At 31.4% G+C, this 17,188-nt stretch carries 15 protein-coding genes; 14 read left to right on the top strand and 1 reads right to left on the bottom strand.

Annotation, left to right across the window (positions count from 1 at the left end):
* Both N8N51_RS09305 and N8N51_RS09300 read left to right on the top strand, forming a co-directional pair.
* Positions 1 to 366, top strand: a complete 366-nt coding sequence (locus tag N8N51_RS09305) for a MobC family plasmid mobilization relaxosome protein (protein WP_048787829.1) — start codon at positions 1 to 3, stop codon at positions 364 to 366.
* A complete protein-coding gene (locus N8N51_RS09300; RefSeq protein ID WP_261104071.1) occupies positions 353 to 2,215 on the top strand; it encodes an SAG1250 family conjugative relaxase in 1,863 nt (620 codons plus the stop codon). The genes N8N51_RS09305 and N8N51_RS09300 overlap by 14 nt, the downstream gene beginning before the upstream one ends.
* Before the next feature lie 43 nt (positions 2,216 to 2,258).
* Here the strand turns inward: N8N51_RS09300 and N8N51_RS09295 are convergent, their stop codons facing one another.
* Positions 2,259 to 3,107 (bottom strand): helix-turn-helix domain-containing protein, encoded by an 849-nt coding sequence (locus N8N51_RS09295; RefSeq protein ID WP_261104070.1) that lies wholly within the window; start codon positions 3,105 to 3,107, stop codon positions 2,259 to 2,261.
* A gap of 641 nt (positions 3,108 to 3,748) precedes the next feature.
* Between N8N51_RS09295 and N8N51_RS09290 the strand changes: the two genes are divergently transcribed.
* The 12 genes from N8N51_RS09290 (at position 3,749) to N8N51_RS09235 (ending at position 16,694) form a co-directional block, all read left to right on the top strand.
* Positions 3,749 to 4,606: a helix-turn-helix domain-containing protein gene (locus N8N51_RS09290; RefSeq protein ID WP_261104069.1), complete on the top strand. Its 858-nt coding sequence runs from the start codon at positions 3,749 to 3,751 to the stop codon at positions 4,604 to 4,606.
* A gap of 97 nt (positions 4,607 to 4,703) precedes the next feature.
* Positions 4,704 to 4,874, top strand: a complete 171-nt coding sequence (locus tag N8N51_RS09285; RefSeq protein ID WP_023026921.1) for a subtilosin A family bacteriocin — start codon at positions 4,704 to 4,706, stop codon at positions 4,872 to 4,874.
* Positions 4,875 to 4,945: 71 nt separating this feature from the next.
* Positions 4,946 to 6,301, top strand: a complete 1,356-nt coding sequence (locus tag N8N51_RS09280; protein WP_261104068.1) for a radical SAM protein — start codon at positions 4,946 to 4,948, stop codon at positions 6,299 to 6,301.
* Positions 6,294 to 7,214 (top strand): hypothetical protein, encoded by a 921-nt coding sequence (locus tag N8N51_RS09275; RefSeq protein ID WP_261104067.1) that lies wholly within the window; start codon positions 6,294 to 6,296, stop codon positions 7,212 to 7,214. The genes N8N51_RS09280 and N8N51_RS09275 overlap by 8 nt, the downstream gene beginning before the upstream one ends.
* A gap of 14 nt (positions 7,215 to 7,228) precedes the next feature.
* Positions 7,229 to 8,077 carry a peptidase M16 family protein gene (locus N8N51_RS09270; RefSeq protein WP_261104065.1) on the top strand — a complete coding sequence of 283 codons (849 nt, stop codon included), beginning with the start codon at positions 7,229 to 7,231 and terminating at the stop codon, positions 8,075 to 8,077.
* Between the two features lie 792 nt (positions 8,078 to 8,869).
* Entirely contained in the window at positions 8,870 to 9,562 is a 693-nt protein-coding gene (locus N8N51_RS09265; RefSeq protein ID WP_125417220.1) for an ATP-binding cassette domain-containing protein, read from the top strand.
* A 1,515-nt stretch (positions 9,563 to 11,077) separates the two neighbouring features.
* Positions 11,078 to 11,299 carry a helix-turn-helix domain-containing protein gene (locus N8N51_RS09260; RefSeq protein WP_048789078.1) on the top strand — a complete coding sequence of 74 codons (222 nt, stop codon included), beginning with the start codon at positions 11,078 to 11,080 and terminating at the stop codon, positions 11,297 to 11,299.
* A gap of 302 nt (positions 11,300 to 11,601) precedes the next feature.
* Positions 11,602 to 11,835: a hypothetical protein gene (locus tag N8N51_RS09255; protein ID WP_001022845.1), complete on the top strand. Its 234-nt coding sequence runs from the start codon at positions 11,602 to 11,604 to the stop codon at positions 11,833 to 11,835.
* Between the two features lie 84 nt (positions 11,836 to 11,919).
* Positions 11,920 to 13,428, top strand: a complete 1,509-nt coding sequence (locus tag N8N51_RS09250; RefSeq protein WP_261104063.1) for a tyrosine-type recombinase/integrase — start codon at positions 11,920 to 11,922, stop codon at positions 13,426 to 13,428.
* Between the two features lie 81 nt (positions 13,429 to 13,509).
* Entirely contained in the window at positions 13,510 to 14,361 is an 852-nt protein-coding gene (gene ylqF, locus N8N51_RS09245; RefSeq protein WP_000201321.1) for a ribosome biogenesis GTPase YlqF, read from the top strand.
* Complete coding sequence (locus N8N51_RS09240; protein WP_203180674.1) at positions 14,348 to 15,127, top strand: ribonuclease HII; 780 nt, start codon at positions 14,348 to 14,350, stop codon at positions 15,125 to 15,127. The genes ylqF and N8N51_RS09240 overlap by 14 nt, the downstream gene beginning before the upstream one ends.
* 16 nt (positions 15,128 to 15,143) lie before the next feature.
* Positions 15,144 to 16,694, top strand: coding sequence for a ClC family H(+)/Cl(-) exchange transporter (locus N8N51_RS09235; RefSeq protein ID WP_261104062.1), 1,551 nt, complete (start codon positions 15,144 to 15,146; stop codon positions 16,692 to 16,694).
* Positions 16,695 to 17,188 lie beyond the last annotated feature (494 nt).

Raw genomic sequence — 17,188 nt, 5'->3', positions numbered from 1 at the left:
ATGGTTTATCGCTATCGTACCAATCTCAAAAAAGTATTTCTAACTGATCCAGAATTACACCAATTGAATGAACGGATTGCTAAGAGCAATTGTCAAAATTTCTCAGTCTATGCCAGAAAAGTGTTACTTAATCCCAATATGGCTTTTGTCACAATTAACACGGATACCTATGAACAGTTAGTGTTTGAATTGAGACGGATTGGAAATAACATCAATCAAATTGCGCGTGCGATTAATCAAAGCCATTTGATTTCTCAGGACCAATTACAAGAATTGAGTAAAGGAGTCGGAGAGTTAATTAAGGAAGTGGATAGAGAATTTCAAGTGGAAGTGAAAAAATTGAAGGAGTTTTATGGTAGTCACTAAACATTTTGCGACACATGGTAAAAAATATCGTAGGCGTTTGATTAAGTATATCCTCAATCCCTATAAAACAGATGATTTGAAATTGGTATCTGATTTTGGAATGAGCAATTACTTGGACTTCCCTAGTCATGCAGAAATGGTAGAGATGTACAATGTCAACTTCACCAATAATGACAAGTTGTACGAATCCAGAAACGACCGACAAGAAAAACACCAACAAACTATTCATGCTCATCACCTCATTCAATCATTTTCTCCTGAAGATAATCTGACACCTGAAGAAATTAATCGCATTGGTTATGAGACCATGATGGAATTAACAGGAGGACGTTTTCGTTTTATCGTGGCAACTCACACAGACAAAAATCATGTTCATAATCACATCCTAATCAACGCTATTGACCGCAATTCAGATAAAAAGTTGATATGGAACTATGCTATAGAAAGAAATTTTCGTATGATTTCAGACCGTATTTCTAAAGTAGCTGGTGCAAAAATTATTGAGAAACGTTATTCCTATCGAGATTATAAAAAATATAGGGAATCTAGTCATAAGTTTGAATTGAAACAACGTCTTTATTTTTTGCTGCAGCAATCTAAATCGTTTGATGATTTTTTAGAGAAAGCAAAGCAGTTGCATGTTCAGATTGATTTTAGTCAAAAGCATAGCCGTTTTTTGATGACAGATAGAACGATGATAAAACCAATTCGAGGACGCCAACTCAGCAAACGAGATCTATATGATGAAGAATTTTTTAGAACGCATTTTGCTAAGCAAGAGATTGAAAGTCGTTTAGAATTTTTGTTGAACCGTGTCAATTCTTTAGAAGAGTTAATAACAAAAGTAAAAGAATTGAATCTAACCATTGACTTAAAACAAAAAAATGTAACTTTTATCCTGGAAGAAGAGAATCAAAAGATAAGTTTGGGTCATCAAAAAATAAGTGATAAGAAATTATATGATGTCAAATTTTTTCAAGATTATTTTAAAAATAAGGAAGTCATTGCTTCAGAAGGATTAGTGAATTTACAGGAACAGTACCCTGCTTTCCAAGAAGAACGAGATAAGGATAAGGTATCCACTCAAGAGATCGAGGAAGCCTTTGAGACATTTACGGAAAAACGAGATACCGTTCGTGAATTTGAAGTGGAACTTGCAGAGAACCAAATAGATAAGCTAGTTGATGAGGGCATTTATATCAAAGTGTCTTTTGGTATTAAGCAGAGTGGTCTCATTTTCATTCCCAATTATCAATTAGATATTTTTGAAGAAGATAATCAAACAAAATATAAAATCTTTATACGTGAGACAACTTCATACTTTGTATATAACAAAGAACATTCGGATAAGAATCAGTATGTCAAAGGACGAACATTGATAAGACAGCTAACCAACGATAGTCGAGTAATACCATACAGAAGACCTACAGTTAAGAGTCTACAGGAAAAGATTACTGAGATTAACCTCTTCATTGAATTAACTGAAGCAGATAAGAAATACCAAGACATTAAAGACGAGTTAGTAAAAGAAATAGCAGAGATAGATATAAAACTAAATCAAATTAATGAAAAAATCGCCAACTTAAATAAGATGGCGGAAGTGCTTATCAATTTAAAGAGTGAGGATGTGAGCAGTCGAAAGCTTGCAAGATATGACTTTTCGAAACTAAATTTGACAGAATCAATTACAGTAGAACAAGTAACCGAAGAAATAAGAGTGTTTCAAGAGGAGTTGGATCATTATCTTTATGAGTATGAGGAATTAGTAAAAAATCTAGAAATGTTTGTAAAAGTACTGAATGATAAGGGTTTTGATAAAAAATTTAGTACAGAAATACTATTGGAATAACAATAATTAATCCTATGCTGGTTAAAGATTAACTATCCTTGTGTTATTGATTAATATATTTGTCATAGTGCTCTTGGTACTGTGCTTTTATATTGTGTTCTCCTAGAATTTCAAATACCTGAAGTGCTTGTTTCATCTTTTCGATTCCGTTCGCAGGATTACGCTTAAATTCAAAATACCCACACGTATATAAGAAGACGGTTTGTTCATAATAGTTTAATTCATTGTTTAATAATTTTTTTACTTCTTTGATAAGAAAACTACAATTTTGAAATTCTTCTTTATCAACACTAACAATTAGGCAATTGATTGCTAATTGTGTAACAAGCCGTTTATTTGTCTTGTTCAAAGTTGAATAGAGATAATTTTTTAACATTTCTATAGTTAATAGGAAAAAGGAGTTATAATTAATTGTTCTTACACAGTTACCTAATAAGATAATTTCATAGTAACCCCAGTTTTCAACTTTAAAAAGATAATCTGTAAGCTGTAATAATTCCTCGTCCGAGGGGAGAAAATTTTTATTTGTGGTATAGAGAATCGATTTTACCATTGTCTTTTCATAAGGACCCAAGTTAAAACTTGAAGAGTTTGATAGTAATTCAATAATACTAGCAAAATTTTTTGAGGAGTAGTGTTTTCGAATATATTGCACCAAGTTAGCGAATGATCCAGTTCTAGTAGAATTATTGTCATGAAGAATAATAAATTCATCCAAAGTTATATGTAATTTATCTAAAATATTGATTAATCTAATACAAGAGATTTCTGATTCTCCACGTTCAAATCTAGAGATTTGAGATTTAGATAAATTACTATCAGCAATTGAACTTAAACTTATTTTCTTCCCTTTTCGAATTTTTCTGAGTGTTATACCAAGTTTTGATTTCATTTTTCCCATATTCCCAACAAAATTACAAGGATTTTTTATTTATTATACAATAAATAAAAAAATAAAGGGAGGTTCAGTATGAAAAAACTTTTAAAATTTACATCAATATTGTTATTGATTATGGATATTATCATTATAGTCGGAGGTTGATTCTTACTAATCTTATACGTAATTCTTAGAGGATATCTATTATGCAAGAAGTTATTATCACAAATAATAAAAGCTGGTTATTTAGTTCGTCTAAGAGACATAGAAGACACCTAAAAATGGTTGTTGCTTATTGCAAAGTTAGTTCCGATAGTGAGAATTAGAAAAACAGTTACGAATCTCAAGTAAGACACTACAAGAATATATTTCTCAGCGTTCAGATTGGTAACTTGCAGGTATTTATCTAATAAAGGTATATTAGGAACAAAAGTAGGAAAAAGACAAGCTTTTATCGACTAATAAATGAAATGAAAACTGTTATATTTCACTGATTGCTGTCACATGAAACATATTTTTATGAGTAACGTATTTACTTTCATTGTATAATAACAACAGAAATACTATTTTAGTTTTACTAAAATCTAGAATATTTGAAAACTAATTGGCTTACTTATAATGAAATCATCCCTAATCTGCAACAAGGAGAGGAAGCAATGAAAAATTTAGGACAAATCTTAAAAAAAATTCGAGAAGCTAAGGGCCTCTCTCTTTACAATATTGCTAATGATGAGATTTCTACCTCTCAGTTATCTCGATTTGAAAATGGATATACAGATATTACTCTTAGTAAATTACTTTCAGTTTTAAAGACACTGGACGTATCTTTAGAAGAGTTTATGTATTTAGGGCGTGGTTTTCATAAGATGAGTAATTTCGAGGTAATTGATAAGATAAATAATTATTTTTATAAGAACAACAGCCCAGCCTTGAGAAGACTCCTAATTAATTGTATAGAAAAGGAAGAGGAGAAACTAAGTAAGAAATTAACAATAATTTTGATTAAGTTAAAGCTCCAAGAAATTGAGAAAGATAATATTGTGACTTCTGAAGAAATTGATTTTATATCAGACTATTTATTCAGCATAGATATCTGGGGTGAATATGAATTAGAGCTATTTTCCTCCACAATGGAAATTTTTTGCCAATCAAGTATTATGATATTAACGAAGGAAATGGTGAGGAGAACTGATTTTTATAAACATTTACCGACCCATAGAAGATTAATTACCAGCATGTTATTTAATGCTTTTAGCCTCAGCGTAGAAAGAAATAATATAGTTGATGCATCTTATTATAGAGAACAATTAGTCCAGTTATTTTTTGATGAAACAGAATTATATGAAAGATTAGTTTTTCACCTCATAGATAGTTGTTACAATTTTAAAATGACAAATGAATTGAGTAATATTTTAGAGATGAGAAAGTGTATTGGCTTTCTGAAAACCTTGGATAGCATGAGTTTAGTAGATAGATGGGAAAAATATATTGAAAGAGTACTTAATAGTAACTAATTGCAAATTAGGGATAAAAACTATTAGACCAACTGCTAGTGATATAATAACATTAGGCAGTAGGTCTAATAGTTTTTATAATCAAGGAGGATTAATCATGATTAAGAACAATAAGATTGACAACCCGTCTGTAAAAATTGAAAAAGCAACTGTTGTAAATAACAAAGGATGTAGTGTCTGCGCGATTGGTGCTGTTTGTTTAGCTGACGGTCCAATTCCTGATTTTGAAATTGCAGGAGTATCTGCTGTATTTACTGCATTTGGATAATTGCTAATTATAAATTAAATATCTAATATATAATGACCTACTGCTTATTTTTTGATTGAAAGAGGATAAAAATGTATTTAGTGTTGGATAATCAAGTTACAATATATCAAACTAAAGGGGACTATAATGTAATCGTTGAGAAAATCGATGCGAATAAACGGAAACAATTTGACTATTTTACAGTTAATAAAACAGGAAAATTACTTCTAGAAGCTATCAACGGCAAGCAAAATATGGAGGAATTTATTGAAAACTTTATTGATACTTACAACTTAGTAGAAGATGATCGAAATTGGATTGAGACATTTTTAAATGAGATGATGAAAAAAGGAGCCATTGCAATTAAAGAGAGCCCAGAGATTGCAAATTTGCCATTATATATTTATGGAAATTCAAGACTTATTTCTCCTTTACATGTAACAGTTGAGATTACTGAAAAATGTAATTTATATTGTGCTCATTGCTATTTAAATGCATCCTGTAACAAAACAACTGCAATTGATTACGAGGGTTTCAAGTCTCTTGTGAAAAAACTAAAAGCGAGTAACGTTTTGAGTATTGAAATCACTGGTGGAGAAGTATTTATGAATAAGGATGCAGACAAAATACTAGAGTTGGCATTTAATGAGTTTAGTAGAGTAGCCTTATTAACAAACGGAACAATACTCAAGAAAAGTAGCTTGTCGTTATTAGAGAAAAATAAAGATAAATTAGTTATGAGTATTTCTTTAGACAGTGTTAGAGAGGAATTACATGATAAGTTTAGAGGTATGCGAGGCTCATTTAGGAGTACTTGTAAAAATATTAGGCGTCTGACAGAAGCGGGAATACATGTACGAGTAGCTTCTTCTATTTTTGATGAAAATATGTGGGAGGTTGATAAACTTGCTGAGCTTGCAATTGAGTTAGGAGCGGAACTTTTTGTTTATAATTTTGTAGAAAATTTTGGCAGAGGTACGGACTTCAATAAAAATAGTAGTACGAAATTTTCAAAAGAGTACTCACGTTATTTGAGTGAGACGGTATTTAAGTATAGAGCATTAATTCCAATTATCGAATCGGAGGATTATCTAAAATCTTCTTCTAATTGTGGTGCTGGAACAAATACTATTTTAATTGGTGCAGATGGTAATTTAAGACCTTGTCCTATCTTTCCTAAGAATAAGATTTTCAAAAATATAAACGATGGTAGTATGGAGGAAATTTTTTCTGATGATGTTTATCAAAAAATTAGCAATATCTATCCCCCTAGTGATGAAAACGGTTGTTCTAAATCTTGTCCAAATTACAGTAATTGTTTTGGATGCTACATGAAAGGACTGGAAAGTAATGTAGATAAAGCACCAGAACAATATTGTTCTTGGATAACTTATAATAAATTAGAGAAGTTTATGGAACAATATAAGGGAGGGAAGGTTATTGAGTAATTATCTTTTTTCTTATAAATATTATAGACCTATTCCTAATTTATTTATTAAACAAAAACTAAGAGAAATTCATAAGTTACTTAAGGATGATTTAATAAAATTTGGAATCGAAAACGGAATAATAATTTCAATTTTTGCTCTCGGTTGTAATGGGAGAATGACAGAAATTATTTATATAAAATCAATGTATCGTATTTCTGAAGATAAAATTTATGATATGTTAGATTTTTTATATAATAAAGAAATTGAACTTTACAAGGTGGTAAAAGATGATAACATTAATTGTACAATATCTTGCTACGGAGTAACTGCAAATGCTTCTATTCCTACAAAAGAGTCCTTAGGATACTTTTTAAAAAATTTTTTAAAATGGGAAAATTATAGTGTTAAAAAATATTCTAGAGTTAAATTAGAAACTACAGAAAATATTATAATTAAAGAAGGAGAATTAACGTATGTCGGTTTCCTATGTGATAATATAGAGATAAAAGAATTGGGAGATATGCTGTCAGCTAAGTTATTAGAAGAAATTTTTAAATCACAAAATAGCGTTTTAACAGAGATTAGAAATCAAGGACTTTGTTACACAACTGTATCAAAGTTTCATGAAGATTTGAATGTTGTTTATATCGGACTAATAACAAGTTATTCAGAAGATAAAATTTCTAGATTAGATACCATGTATACCAATGTTCAGTTAACTGAGGGCGAGTTCGAACTTGCTAAATGTCGATTGAAGAAAGAAATAATATTTTCAACAACTTTATATCAAATAGACCATTACTTATTACCTTTTCAGCTATTGAAAATTGATGCAAATGTATCAACTTTGTTAGAAATAATCGATAAAATAAAATTCGAAGATATTGTGAAAATCTTTAATAGCAGGAGAATAGTGTGTTTAAAAGCATAATAAGGAGGAAGTTAATGGAGAAAGATTGTACGTTTTTTATTAAACCAGTTTCAGATTTAGGAGAAGTTACTATTGAAAGAATAATTTTTAATTTTAATGGTTCAATTAGGGAAGGATATTTACACCTTTTAGAACATCTATGGGTTAGAGCTAATAAGTCGTGGTTTGATGATTATGAAAGTAAAATGAATATTTTTAACGCTCTAACGAATAAGAATCGAATTACATTTATTTTGATATATACAGAATCGACAGTTAATACCAATAAGTTAATATTTGATTTAAATTTTAATGAACAGGACTTCTTGATCGAAAAAAAGACTATTTACGAAGAAAGAAAATTATATTCGGATAGTACACCAGACGTTGATATTGTTTTAGGAAGTCTTAGAACTATTGAAGCCTTTGATTTAATAGTTTTAAAAAACATGATGCATCAGATGAATTATAAAAAAATTCGATTTCATTTTTCCTCAAAAAACAACGGCAAATATATGAAAAATCCCACTATTAATATAAAAAAAAATTCGATAATTTGGAAGGATTCTAATACTATTCAACTCAAAGATTTTTATGATTATAAAGTGTTGTTAACCATTTTAAAAGTGTTTAAATTAACGAATGAAAGTTTTTGTTTTAATATCAACGAGGCAAAAGAAAATTATGAGATCACATTTGATGATTACGAAGTCTTTGATTTTATGCTAAAAAATAAAGATAATGTCTTAAAGCGATACCAGCTACTACTTACTAATACTCAATTATTTATAGAACAGACAATTTATTTATTTGATCTTTTTGGTTTTAATCTTGATATATTAGACTTTTGGAGAGAATTTAATTGGGAGGTTTTAGAAAAATGAAAAAAAAGCAACAATTCTATTTCTAATCAACCTAGTTCTATTAGCATTAAGAAATATAGTTAATAGTTACTGCAATTTAGAATTTAAAATAACAATCAGAGATTTTATAGTGTTAGGAGGGATATTAATTCTATGTGAACAGAAATATATAAAGGTACTACTATCTATCTTATCTACAAGATCTGCTTTAACTAACTATAAACAAATTGAGTATCTAATTTATCTGATAAATGCTAATATTCTGATGTACACATTGATAATGTATTTTAACACTTTTTCTTTTTCGTCATCATTCATCAATTTATATTATAAAAATTACTTCTTAAATTTTTTAATACTTATATTTTCTTTTTCTTATCTAATTATAAAATATAAGTTGCTGGTTATTAAATATAAATATGTTTTAATTATATTGACTTTCCTTCTTATGGGTGTTAGTGTATTAGACTTGATAACATTTGTTTTTTTGGCAATTATTTCATTTATCTCTAGTAGATTAACAAAGTTCAATACTAATTATTTCTCAGCAATAATATTTCCAATGGTATTAACTTATTATATTGTGTTTGATAAAAATATATTTTCTATAGTTTGCACATGTTTATTACTTTTTAGCTACCTTGTACCAATAATCTTAGAAAGGAAATTAAACAATGAACAAAAAACTTAGACTCGCAATTGCTATTTGCTTTTTTGTAGGTGCATTTATGTTTGTTTTCATGAAAGAATTTCTTTATGCAGTTGCTTTTATGATAGTGGGTGGAGTATATCTGTATAAAGGAGTGAGATAATTTGACAACTCTATTAGAACTAAAAAAATTGAATTTTGCATATGTTAAGAATAGTAAAATATTAGATAACATTGATTTAATTTTAAATCAAAACAAAGTCTATGGTTTGATTGGAAAGAACGGTGCTGGGAAAACAACGTTTATTAAAACTTTAAGTAGTGTATTTAACAATAATGTTTTTACTCTGGAATATTTTAAGTTTTTCGATAAAGAAGTCCAGCTGAGTTCAGAATTTTATAGACAAAATAAGTATACAGTCTTTACAGAAAGTGAAAGCTTTTTAAACTGGACTTTTTTGCAATATTTGGAAATGGTCTGTCAACTTTATAATTGTTCGATAGAAAGAAAAAGATTGGAATTTTTAGTTAACGGATTTAAATTTGAAGAGTATTGCCAAAAAGAGATCAGAGACCTTTCTACTGGTAATAAAAAGAAAGTTTTCTTGATAGTAGGATTATATCTTAGAAGACCTTTATTGATTTTAGATGAACCGTTTGACGGTTTAGACTTCGAGTCCACGGAATTTTTATATAAGATGTTACTGGAGTATAAGCAATATGGTACAGTTCTGTTAAGTACTCATTTTGCAGAGAGTGTCGTAAGAGTTTGTGATTATCTTTATATTCTAGAAAATGCTCACATAAACTTATTCCAAGGAAATGTGTCTGAATGGTTAGAGTCCATCAGGAAATAAGGAGGAAATCTGTAATGTTATGGATATCCATATGTAGAGATTTGTTTTCACGGAAAAGATTTTATTTTTTGGGATTCTCTTTAATACTAGTTTTACTCATACGACATTTAATACCTTCTCATAACAATGCGAACTATCTTCTATTTTCTGCAACACTAATTACCTTAGTAAGTACTTGGCAACTACTTTTATCTTATTTCAAATCAGAAAGAATCCAGGCATACTATCAACTTCCTATTTCTAACACAAAATTTTATATCCAATTTATATTTGTGTCATTTGCATCTAATCTAATCGAAAGATTGTCATTGTTAATCATTCTTTTTAGTGAAGCAAAATTAATAAATTTGATACTACCTATTTTATCTTCCCTCTTTGTTATTATGAGTAGCTTTAGATTAGTTAGGTGTTTTGGAACTTTAAAAAATAAAGTGACTAAGCTTTTATTATTACTTTATATTTTTATTTCACTATCATTGTTTCTCTTACTGAAATCAATTTATTTGCTTTTGTTCATGATTGCTATTGAGTGGATTTTTATTTTAAGAGATGATAATTTTTTGTATTTAGATGATTTTTCAAATACAAATCATTTTTTAAAGTTTAAAAATTATTTTGTTTCAAATTTGGTAAAAGAGAGATATTTTTATTTTAATACTGTCGCCTCAGTATTATTTATTTTAATATTATATTTTCAAAAAATACCTGAAAACTTAAAAATTCCATTACTTTTCACTGTAGCATCTACTAATACACCTCTTACTAGTTTAATTTCTAGCGAGCCACAATTAAGAATACATTTGCGATCACTACCTAAATCTTATATTTTTTACAATATGTATCTAAGGTGTTTATTATACTATTATCTTTTTATAAATTTTCTAATTGCAATTGTCTATATTACTAGTTCACACAGTATAATATTTTTAGTATGGGTAGGGATATTTACTTTATTTGAGAGTGCGTTATATCTATTTTTAGAAAAGTATTGGTATATTAAAAAATGGAACATAAAGAAGGAACTATGGAAACATCCTCGCAAATATATTGTTCCTATGATGACTTATCTATTTTTCTTTATTCTACTAATGTTAAAAAAATTCTAAAGCCCATTTGTAGAATAAAGTGTAACATAGTATTTAATCCTTTCAAGCTGTTTGAGTCAACTCAAGCAGTTTTTTCCTTTGTTTAAATAAAACTAAAATTTGGTATTGTTCAGCTTCAGAGAAATGATTGTATGATTTATTTGTGAACATTTTCCTATAATTTTGTAATATTTTTAAGACTATAATATATCAGATAAACATGTCTTTTGTGTTTCACTTTATTTTACAATAATACTAATTTTTGAAGTCAGTAATTTTAAATAGTTGATAAAATCTTTTCTCTCAGACGGTTAATAGATATGCTTATTAGAAGTGTTTAATAAATTAATTTTAGTTCAAAATGTCCAATTTGGACACTTTGAATGATTTCTTAGTTTTATATATTATACTTTTCTCAGGAGAAAGCTAGATGTACAGACGTTTGAGAGATTTGAGGGAAGATCACGACTTGACCCAAAAACAAATAGCTGAAATACTTTCGTTTACAAACTCAGCTTATGCTAAAATTGAACGGGGTGAGCATACGTTAACAGCAGATGTATTGGTAACTCTCTCAAACTTTTACGATGTCAGTACAGACTATCTATTGGGATTGACAGATTTTCCTGATAAAATTCGCTTTAGAAAATAATCTCCTCAATTTCATAGAGTGTGAAAATGAGGAGATTTTTTATTTGTTCTTTGACAATTGAATAGTCCAAAATGGTACTTTCCTCATTTGTGGAGCAGTTTTGAATGGCTCGCCATGATAAGAGCGACATTAAAACCATCAATAAAATAGAGCGATACTTTATATGCCATGATACAAATGATATACAATGATACTTCTGACCGTTCAGGCTGCCACCGTAAAAGAGCAGTAAGTGAAATTCTTATGATGACTTCATCAGTCATGCCATGGAGGTAAAAATATTTTTTAGGAAGGATGATGTCATGAATATAAAATATATATCTGTCGAAAATTCCATTGCAGAATGGGCCGATAAAAAAGGAATTCTAAAAAGATGGGATGGTTTAAATCAATATACATTGAACAGATGGATTAAAGAAATGCGAGAAAATAGAACATTTTCCATGTATGTAATTAACCCAACCCATAAACTTGTTTTCATTAATCTAGAAGGATTTGAAAGTTTCTTAAGATGGAAGCAAAAGCGGACAAAATAAGGAAGTCATGGTATAATATAGGGTAGTTATTTATTCTATACAACAATGATTTATTTCTTTTAAAGAGTTAAGAGGAATTAAATTATGTATTATGTAACTAAAAAAAATTCAAAAGGGCAACCCTTATATCAAGTGGTTGAAAAGTACAAAGATCCACTAACAGGAAAGTGGAAATCAGTAACTGTAAGTTATACTAAGAATACTAGTAGGGCGAGGAAACAAGCTGAAAGAGAGGTTCTTGATAAAATAGATAGACTAACTACTTCATTTGAAAGTCAGTTTAGCCCTGAACTGATTACAACATTTGGAGAGTTAAAAGAAAATTGGTTTCAGACTTGGTGTGTCTCTGTTAAACCACAAACAATTCAGAGAGAACTACTGGTTATGAAGCGTCTTGGGAAAATTATAGGAGATGATTTTTTGTTAGACAGGATTACTCCACTTCTGATGAAAAATAGTCTCAATAAATATTTAGAAATATATGATGCATCGCCTTCAACAATGACTCATATAAAAAGTACTTGTAATAAGATTTTTAATCATGGTGTGTTATATAATGTCATTAAGTTTTCTCCAATGACTGCGGTAAAACTAGATATTTCACTAGAGAAAAGGCGTAAAGCAAAAGAAAGACATGATTCTAAATTTCTAGAAATCCATGAATTACATGCATTTTTTGATGTGTTACGCCAATGCAGAAATGCAAACTATTATGATCTTGCTATAGTATTGTTGCTTACAGGTATTCGAATTAGTGAAGCAGCATTTTTACCATCAGATATTGATTTTGAAAAAGGAATCTTGCATATTGATAAGGCACTTCAATATCATTGTTTAAAAGTTGAACAATTTCATTTTGATACAACTAAAACACTCAATTCAATTAGAGAAGTAGCTTTGCCTGAAGCTGCAAGCGAAGCTATTAAAAGGACAATACAGAGAAATAAAGAGTTTGATGCTTATATGGAGAAACATCCCTGTCCTGCTTTTACACATTCTGAAAGTGTATTTAGAACAGAATATGGCTCTCCAATAACATCAAGCACTTTTCGTCAAATTTTGAAACGAATAGAAGGAAAATTATTGACAAATTGTTTAAGTGACTATGGTTTTAAGTGGGTAAAACATGTTACTCCCCATTCGTTTAGGCATATGCATATTAGTTACCTTCAAAGTAATGAGATGCACATAGCAGTGAAAGATATTATGACTAGAGTAGGACACGCTAACTTTGAGACAACAATGGGCTATACACATAATATAAATCATTCACAAGAAAATACTGTAAAAGCCTTAAATCAATTTGTAGAAAATAACAATTTCCATTTTGAAGAATTGAAAAGTTATACCTGTAAATATTCCAGAATGATTGAAAAATTCATTGAAACTAGTGATAATAGCAATAAAGTAGAATTAAGTGTTGATGAGTTCAAAGACTTGTTACATCTTAGTCCACGTTACTCACCTAAAAATATTGTTTCAAATTTACTATTAAAAATCAAAAAAGATATTGTCAAATACCATCCACAGTTTGATATAAAGATTGTGAAATCAAGTGAGAATCAAATCAGAGGTTTTTCCATTGCATGGTAGTTTTGGTGTTCACTTGGTGTTTAGACAATAGTAAAATAAAATAGGGGCTCTAAACCCTTGCTACGAAAGGAAAAAAACTCAATGGCTACTATTCAATGGTTTCCTGGTCACATGTCTAAAGCTCGTCGACAGGTTCAGGAAAATTTAAAATTTGTTGATTTTGTGACGATTTTGGTTGATGCACGCTTACCTCTATCTAGTCAAAATCCTATGTTGACCAAGATTGTTGGTGATAAACCAAAACTCTTGATTTTAAATAAGGCAGACTTGGCTGACCCGGCAATGACCAAGGAATGGCGCCAGTATTTTGAATCACAAGGAATTCAGACGCTAGCTATCAACTCCAAAGAGCAAGTGACTGTAAAAGTTGTAACAGATGCGGCCAAGAAGCTCATGGCTGATAAGATTGCTCGCCAGAAAGAACGTGGGATTCAGATTGAAACCTTGCGTACCATGATTATTGGGATTCCAAATGCTGGTAAATCAACTCTCATGAACCGCTTGGCTGGTAAGAAAATTGCCGTTGTCGGCAATAAACCTGGTGTTACCAAGGGGCAACAATGGCTTAAAACCAATAAAGATCTTGAAATCCTAGATACACCGGGGATTCTTTGGCCTAAGTTTGAGGATGAAACTGTAGCTCTTAAGTTGGCTTTGACTGGAGCTATCAAAGACCAGTTGCTTCCTATGGACGAGGTGACCATTTTTGGTCTCAATTATTTCAAAGAACATTATCCAGAAAAGCTGGCTGAACGCTTCAAACAAATGAAAATTGAGGAAGAAGCGCCTGTTATTATTATGGATATGACCCGTGCCCTCGGTTTCCGTGACGACTATGACCGTTTCTACAGTCTCTTCGTGAAGGAAGTCCGTGATGGCAAACTCGGTAACTATACCTTAGATACATTGGAAGACCTCGATGGCGACGATTAAAGAAATCAAAGAACTCCTTGCTACTGTCAAGGACCTTGATAGCCCTATTATTTTAGATCTTGAAAAGGATAATCGCTCTGGAATTCAAAAGGAAATCAGCAAGCGTAAAAAAGCTATTCAGGCAGAATTGGATGAGGATCTTCGTTTGGAATCCATGCTTTCCTACGAAAAAGAACTGTATAAGCAAGGATTGACCATGATAGCAGGTGTTGACGAGGTTGGTCGTGGTCCTCTTGCTGGTCCTGTAGTCGCTGCAGCAGTTATTTTACCTAAAAATTGTAAAATTACAGGCCTCAACGACAGCAAGAAAATTCCTAAAAAGAAACATCTGGAGATTTTCCAAGCAGTTCAGGACCAAGCCTTATCAATCGGGATTGGTATCATGGATAATCAGGTCATCGACCAAGTCAATATCTATGAAGCAACCAAACTGGCCATGCAGGAAGCAATCTCTCAGCTCAGTCCTCAACCTGAGCACCTTTTGATAGATGCCATGAAGCTGGATTTACCCATTTCACAAACATCTATCATCAAAGGAGATGCAAACTCTCTCTCTATCGCCGCGGCTTCTATAGTAGCCAAGGTGACACGTGATGAATTGATGAAGGAATTTGACCAGCAATTTCCCGGCTATGATTTCGCTGCTAATGCAGGATATGGAACAGCTAAACACCTGGAAGGACTGAAAAAAATAGGAGTTACCCCTATTCATCGGACCAGCTTTGAACCCGTTAAATCGCTGGTTTTAGGAGAAAAAGAAAGTTAAATTAGAAGGAATGATTATGGAGGAACAGTCAGAAACACTCAGTTCCAAGAAAGAATTTGCCTTTGCCTCGAGTACCATATTATCCCAAGTTGGACGAGGAATCATTGTTGGTCTCGTTGTTGGAATTATCGTTGGATCCTTTCGTTTCTTAATCGAAAAAGGCTTCCACCTGATACAAGGACTTTATCAAGATCAAGAGCATCTAGTGCGCAATCTTTTTATCATTGGTCTATTTTATTTAATAGTTTGTTGGCTCAGTGCGAAATTAACTCGGTCAGAAAAAGACATCAAAGGCTCAGGAATTCCTCAAGTCGAAGCAGAATTAAAGGGATTGATGACTCTCAACTGGTGGGGAGTTCTTTGGAAAAAATATATTCTAGGAATTCTTGCTATTGCCAGTGGACTTATGCTGGGGCGAGAGGGACCCAGTATTCAACTTGGAGCGGTAGGTGGTAAAGGAATTTCCAAGTGGCTTAAATCCAGTCCAGTGGAGGAACGCTCCTTGATTGCTAGTGGAGCTGCAGCAGGATTAGCCGCAGCCTTTAATGCACCAATTGCAGGACTTCTCTTTGTTGTAGAAGAAGTTTATCACCATTTTTCGCGCTTTTTCTGGGTGTCTACTCTCGCAGCTAGTCTCGTAGCAAACTTTGTCTCTCTGCTCATATTTGGGCTAACGCCAGTGCTAGACATGCCTGATAATATCCCTCTCATGACCCTAGATCAGTATTGGATATATCTCCTCATGGGAATTTTTCTCGGGCTTTCCGGTTTTCTCTATGAGAAAGCTGTGCTCAATGTTGGTCGAGTTTATGATTGGCTTGGTCAAAAAATCCATTTGGATAGAGCTTATTACCCAATTTTTGCCTTTATTCTCATCCTACCAGTCGGAATCTTCTTACCCCAAATCCTTGGTGGTGGAAATCAGCTGGTTCTTTCCCTAACTGAGCAAGATTTTAGTTTTCAAGTTCTATTAGCGTACTTTTTGATTCGCTTTGTTTGGAGCATGATTAGCTATGGAAGTGGCCTGCCAGGAGGAATTTTCCTACCAATTTTGGCACTTGGCTCCTTACTTGGTGCCCTAGTTGGTGTTATTTGTGTCAATCTTGGACTTGTCAGTCAAGAGCAATTCCCTATATTTGTCATTCTAGGAATGAGTGGCTATTTTGGAGCAATATCCAAGGCTCCCTTAACTGCTATGATACTCGTAACTGAGATGGTAGGAGATATTCGCAACCTCATGCCACTTGGTTTAGTAACCTTGGTCGCCTACATCATCATGGACTTACTTAAAGGTGCGCCAGTCTATGAGGCCATGCTAGAAAAAATGCTACCAGAAGAAGCGACAGATGAAGGAGAGGTCACACTCATTGAAATCCCTGTTTCAGATAAAATAGCAGGAAAACAAGTACACGAACTCAACCTGCCACACAACGTGCTCATTACCACCCAAGTCCATAATGGCAAAAGCCAAACAGTTAACGGCTCAACCAGAATGTATCTGGGGGATATGATCCACTTGGTGATTCCAAAAAGTGAAATTGGGAAAGTCAAAGATTTGTTGTTGTAGTGATTTTTACATAATTTATGTTATGTAAAAAATAAACTTCTTAATTAAATATATTAGAAAACCGATTCTCAGCAATGAGATCGGTTATTTTTACATATAAGATATTTCACGTACAAATAATTGAGCTTTGGAAAAATAAGACTATAATTAAGTTAGAATTGATAATGCATAAAGCTAGAAAGGAGTTTACTGTATAAAATCTGTACAGTAAGATTAAAATCATGAAAAAGAAAACAATAGCAATTATACAATGTATTTTGTATCCCATAGCTCCTTACACAGCTCTTCAGTTAAGTAGAATGAACAGAAGTATCGTTACTGATAATCTCTTTTTTATTTTCCTTATTCTGTTGACTATTTCATTCTGGTTTAGTATTTGGAAACTAGAAAAAGCACTAGCTAATGATTCACAATAGTACAACTCCGAAGACTTAGAAAAACTGGAAATTTTTGTACTTTTACCTAGACAGCAGATAAACCCTTGATACAACTGA

The organism is Streptococcus mitis (assembly GCF_946188685.1).
GTDB classification, from domain to species: Bacteria; Bacillota; Bacilli; order Lactobacillales; family Streptococcaceae; genus Streptococcus; species Streptococcus mitis_CC.
This window is presented reverse-complemented; position numbering and strand designations above follow the sequence as displayed.

Excerpts from the sequence above, each read along its gene's own strand:
- N8N51_RS09305 (WP_048787829.1), top strand. The coding sequence starts at position 1 with ATGGTTTATCGCTATCGTACCAATCTCAAAAAAGTATTTCTAACTGAT.
- N8N51_RS09300 (WP_261104071.1), top strand. The coding sequence starts at position 353 with ATGGTAGTCACTAAACATTTTGCGACACATGGTAAAAAATATCGTAGG.
- N8N51_RS09295 (WP_261104070.1), bottom strand. The coding sequence starts at position 3,107 with ATGAAATCAAAACTTGGTATAACACTCAGAAAAATTCGAAAAGGGAAG.
- N8N51_RS09290 (WP_261104069.1), top strand. The coding sequence starts at position 3,749 with ATGAAAAATTTAGGACAAATCTTAAAAAAAATTCGAGAAGCTAAGGGC.
- N8N51_RS09285 (WP_023026921.1), top strand. The coding sequence starts at position 4,704 with ATGATTAAGAACAATAAGATTGACAACCCGTCTGTAAAAATTGAAAAA.
- N8N51_RS09280 (WP_261104068.1), top strand. The coding sequence starts at position 4,946 with ATGTATTTAGTGTTGGATAATCAAGTTACAATATATCAAACTAAAGGG.
- N8N51_RS09270 (WP_261104065.1), top strand. The coding sequence starts at position 7,229 with ATGGAGAAAGATTGTACGTTTTTTATTAAACCAGTTTCAGATTTAGGA.
- N8N51_RS09260 (WP_048789078.1), top strand. The coding sequence starts at position 11,078 with ATGTACAGACGTTTGAGAGATTTGAGGGAAGATCACGACTTGACCCAA.
- N8N51_RS09255 (WP_001022845.1), top strand. The coding sequence starts at position 11,602 with ATGAATATAAAATATATATCTGTCGAAAATTCCATTGCAGAATGGGCC.
- N8N51_RS09250 (WP_261104063.1), top strand. The coding sequence starts at position 11,920 with ATGTATTATGTAACTAAAAAAAATTCAAAAGGGCAACCCTTATATCAA.
- ylqF (WP_000201321.1), top strand. The coding sequence starts at position 13,510 with ATGGCTACTATTCAATGGTTTCCTGGTCACATGTCTAAAGCTCGTCGA.
- N8N51_RS09240 (WP_203180674.1), top strand. The coding sequence starts at position 14,348 with ATGGCGACGATTAAAGAAATCAAAGAACTCCTTGCTACTGTCAAGGAC.
- N8N51_RS09235 (WP_261104062.1), top strand. The coding sequence starts at position 15,144 with ATGGAGGAACAGTCAGAAACACTCAGTTCCAAGAAAGAATTTGCCTTT.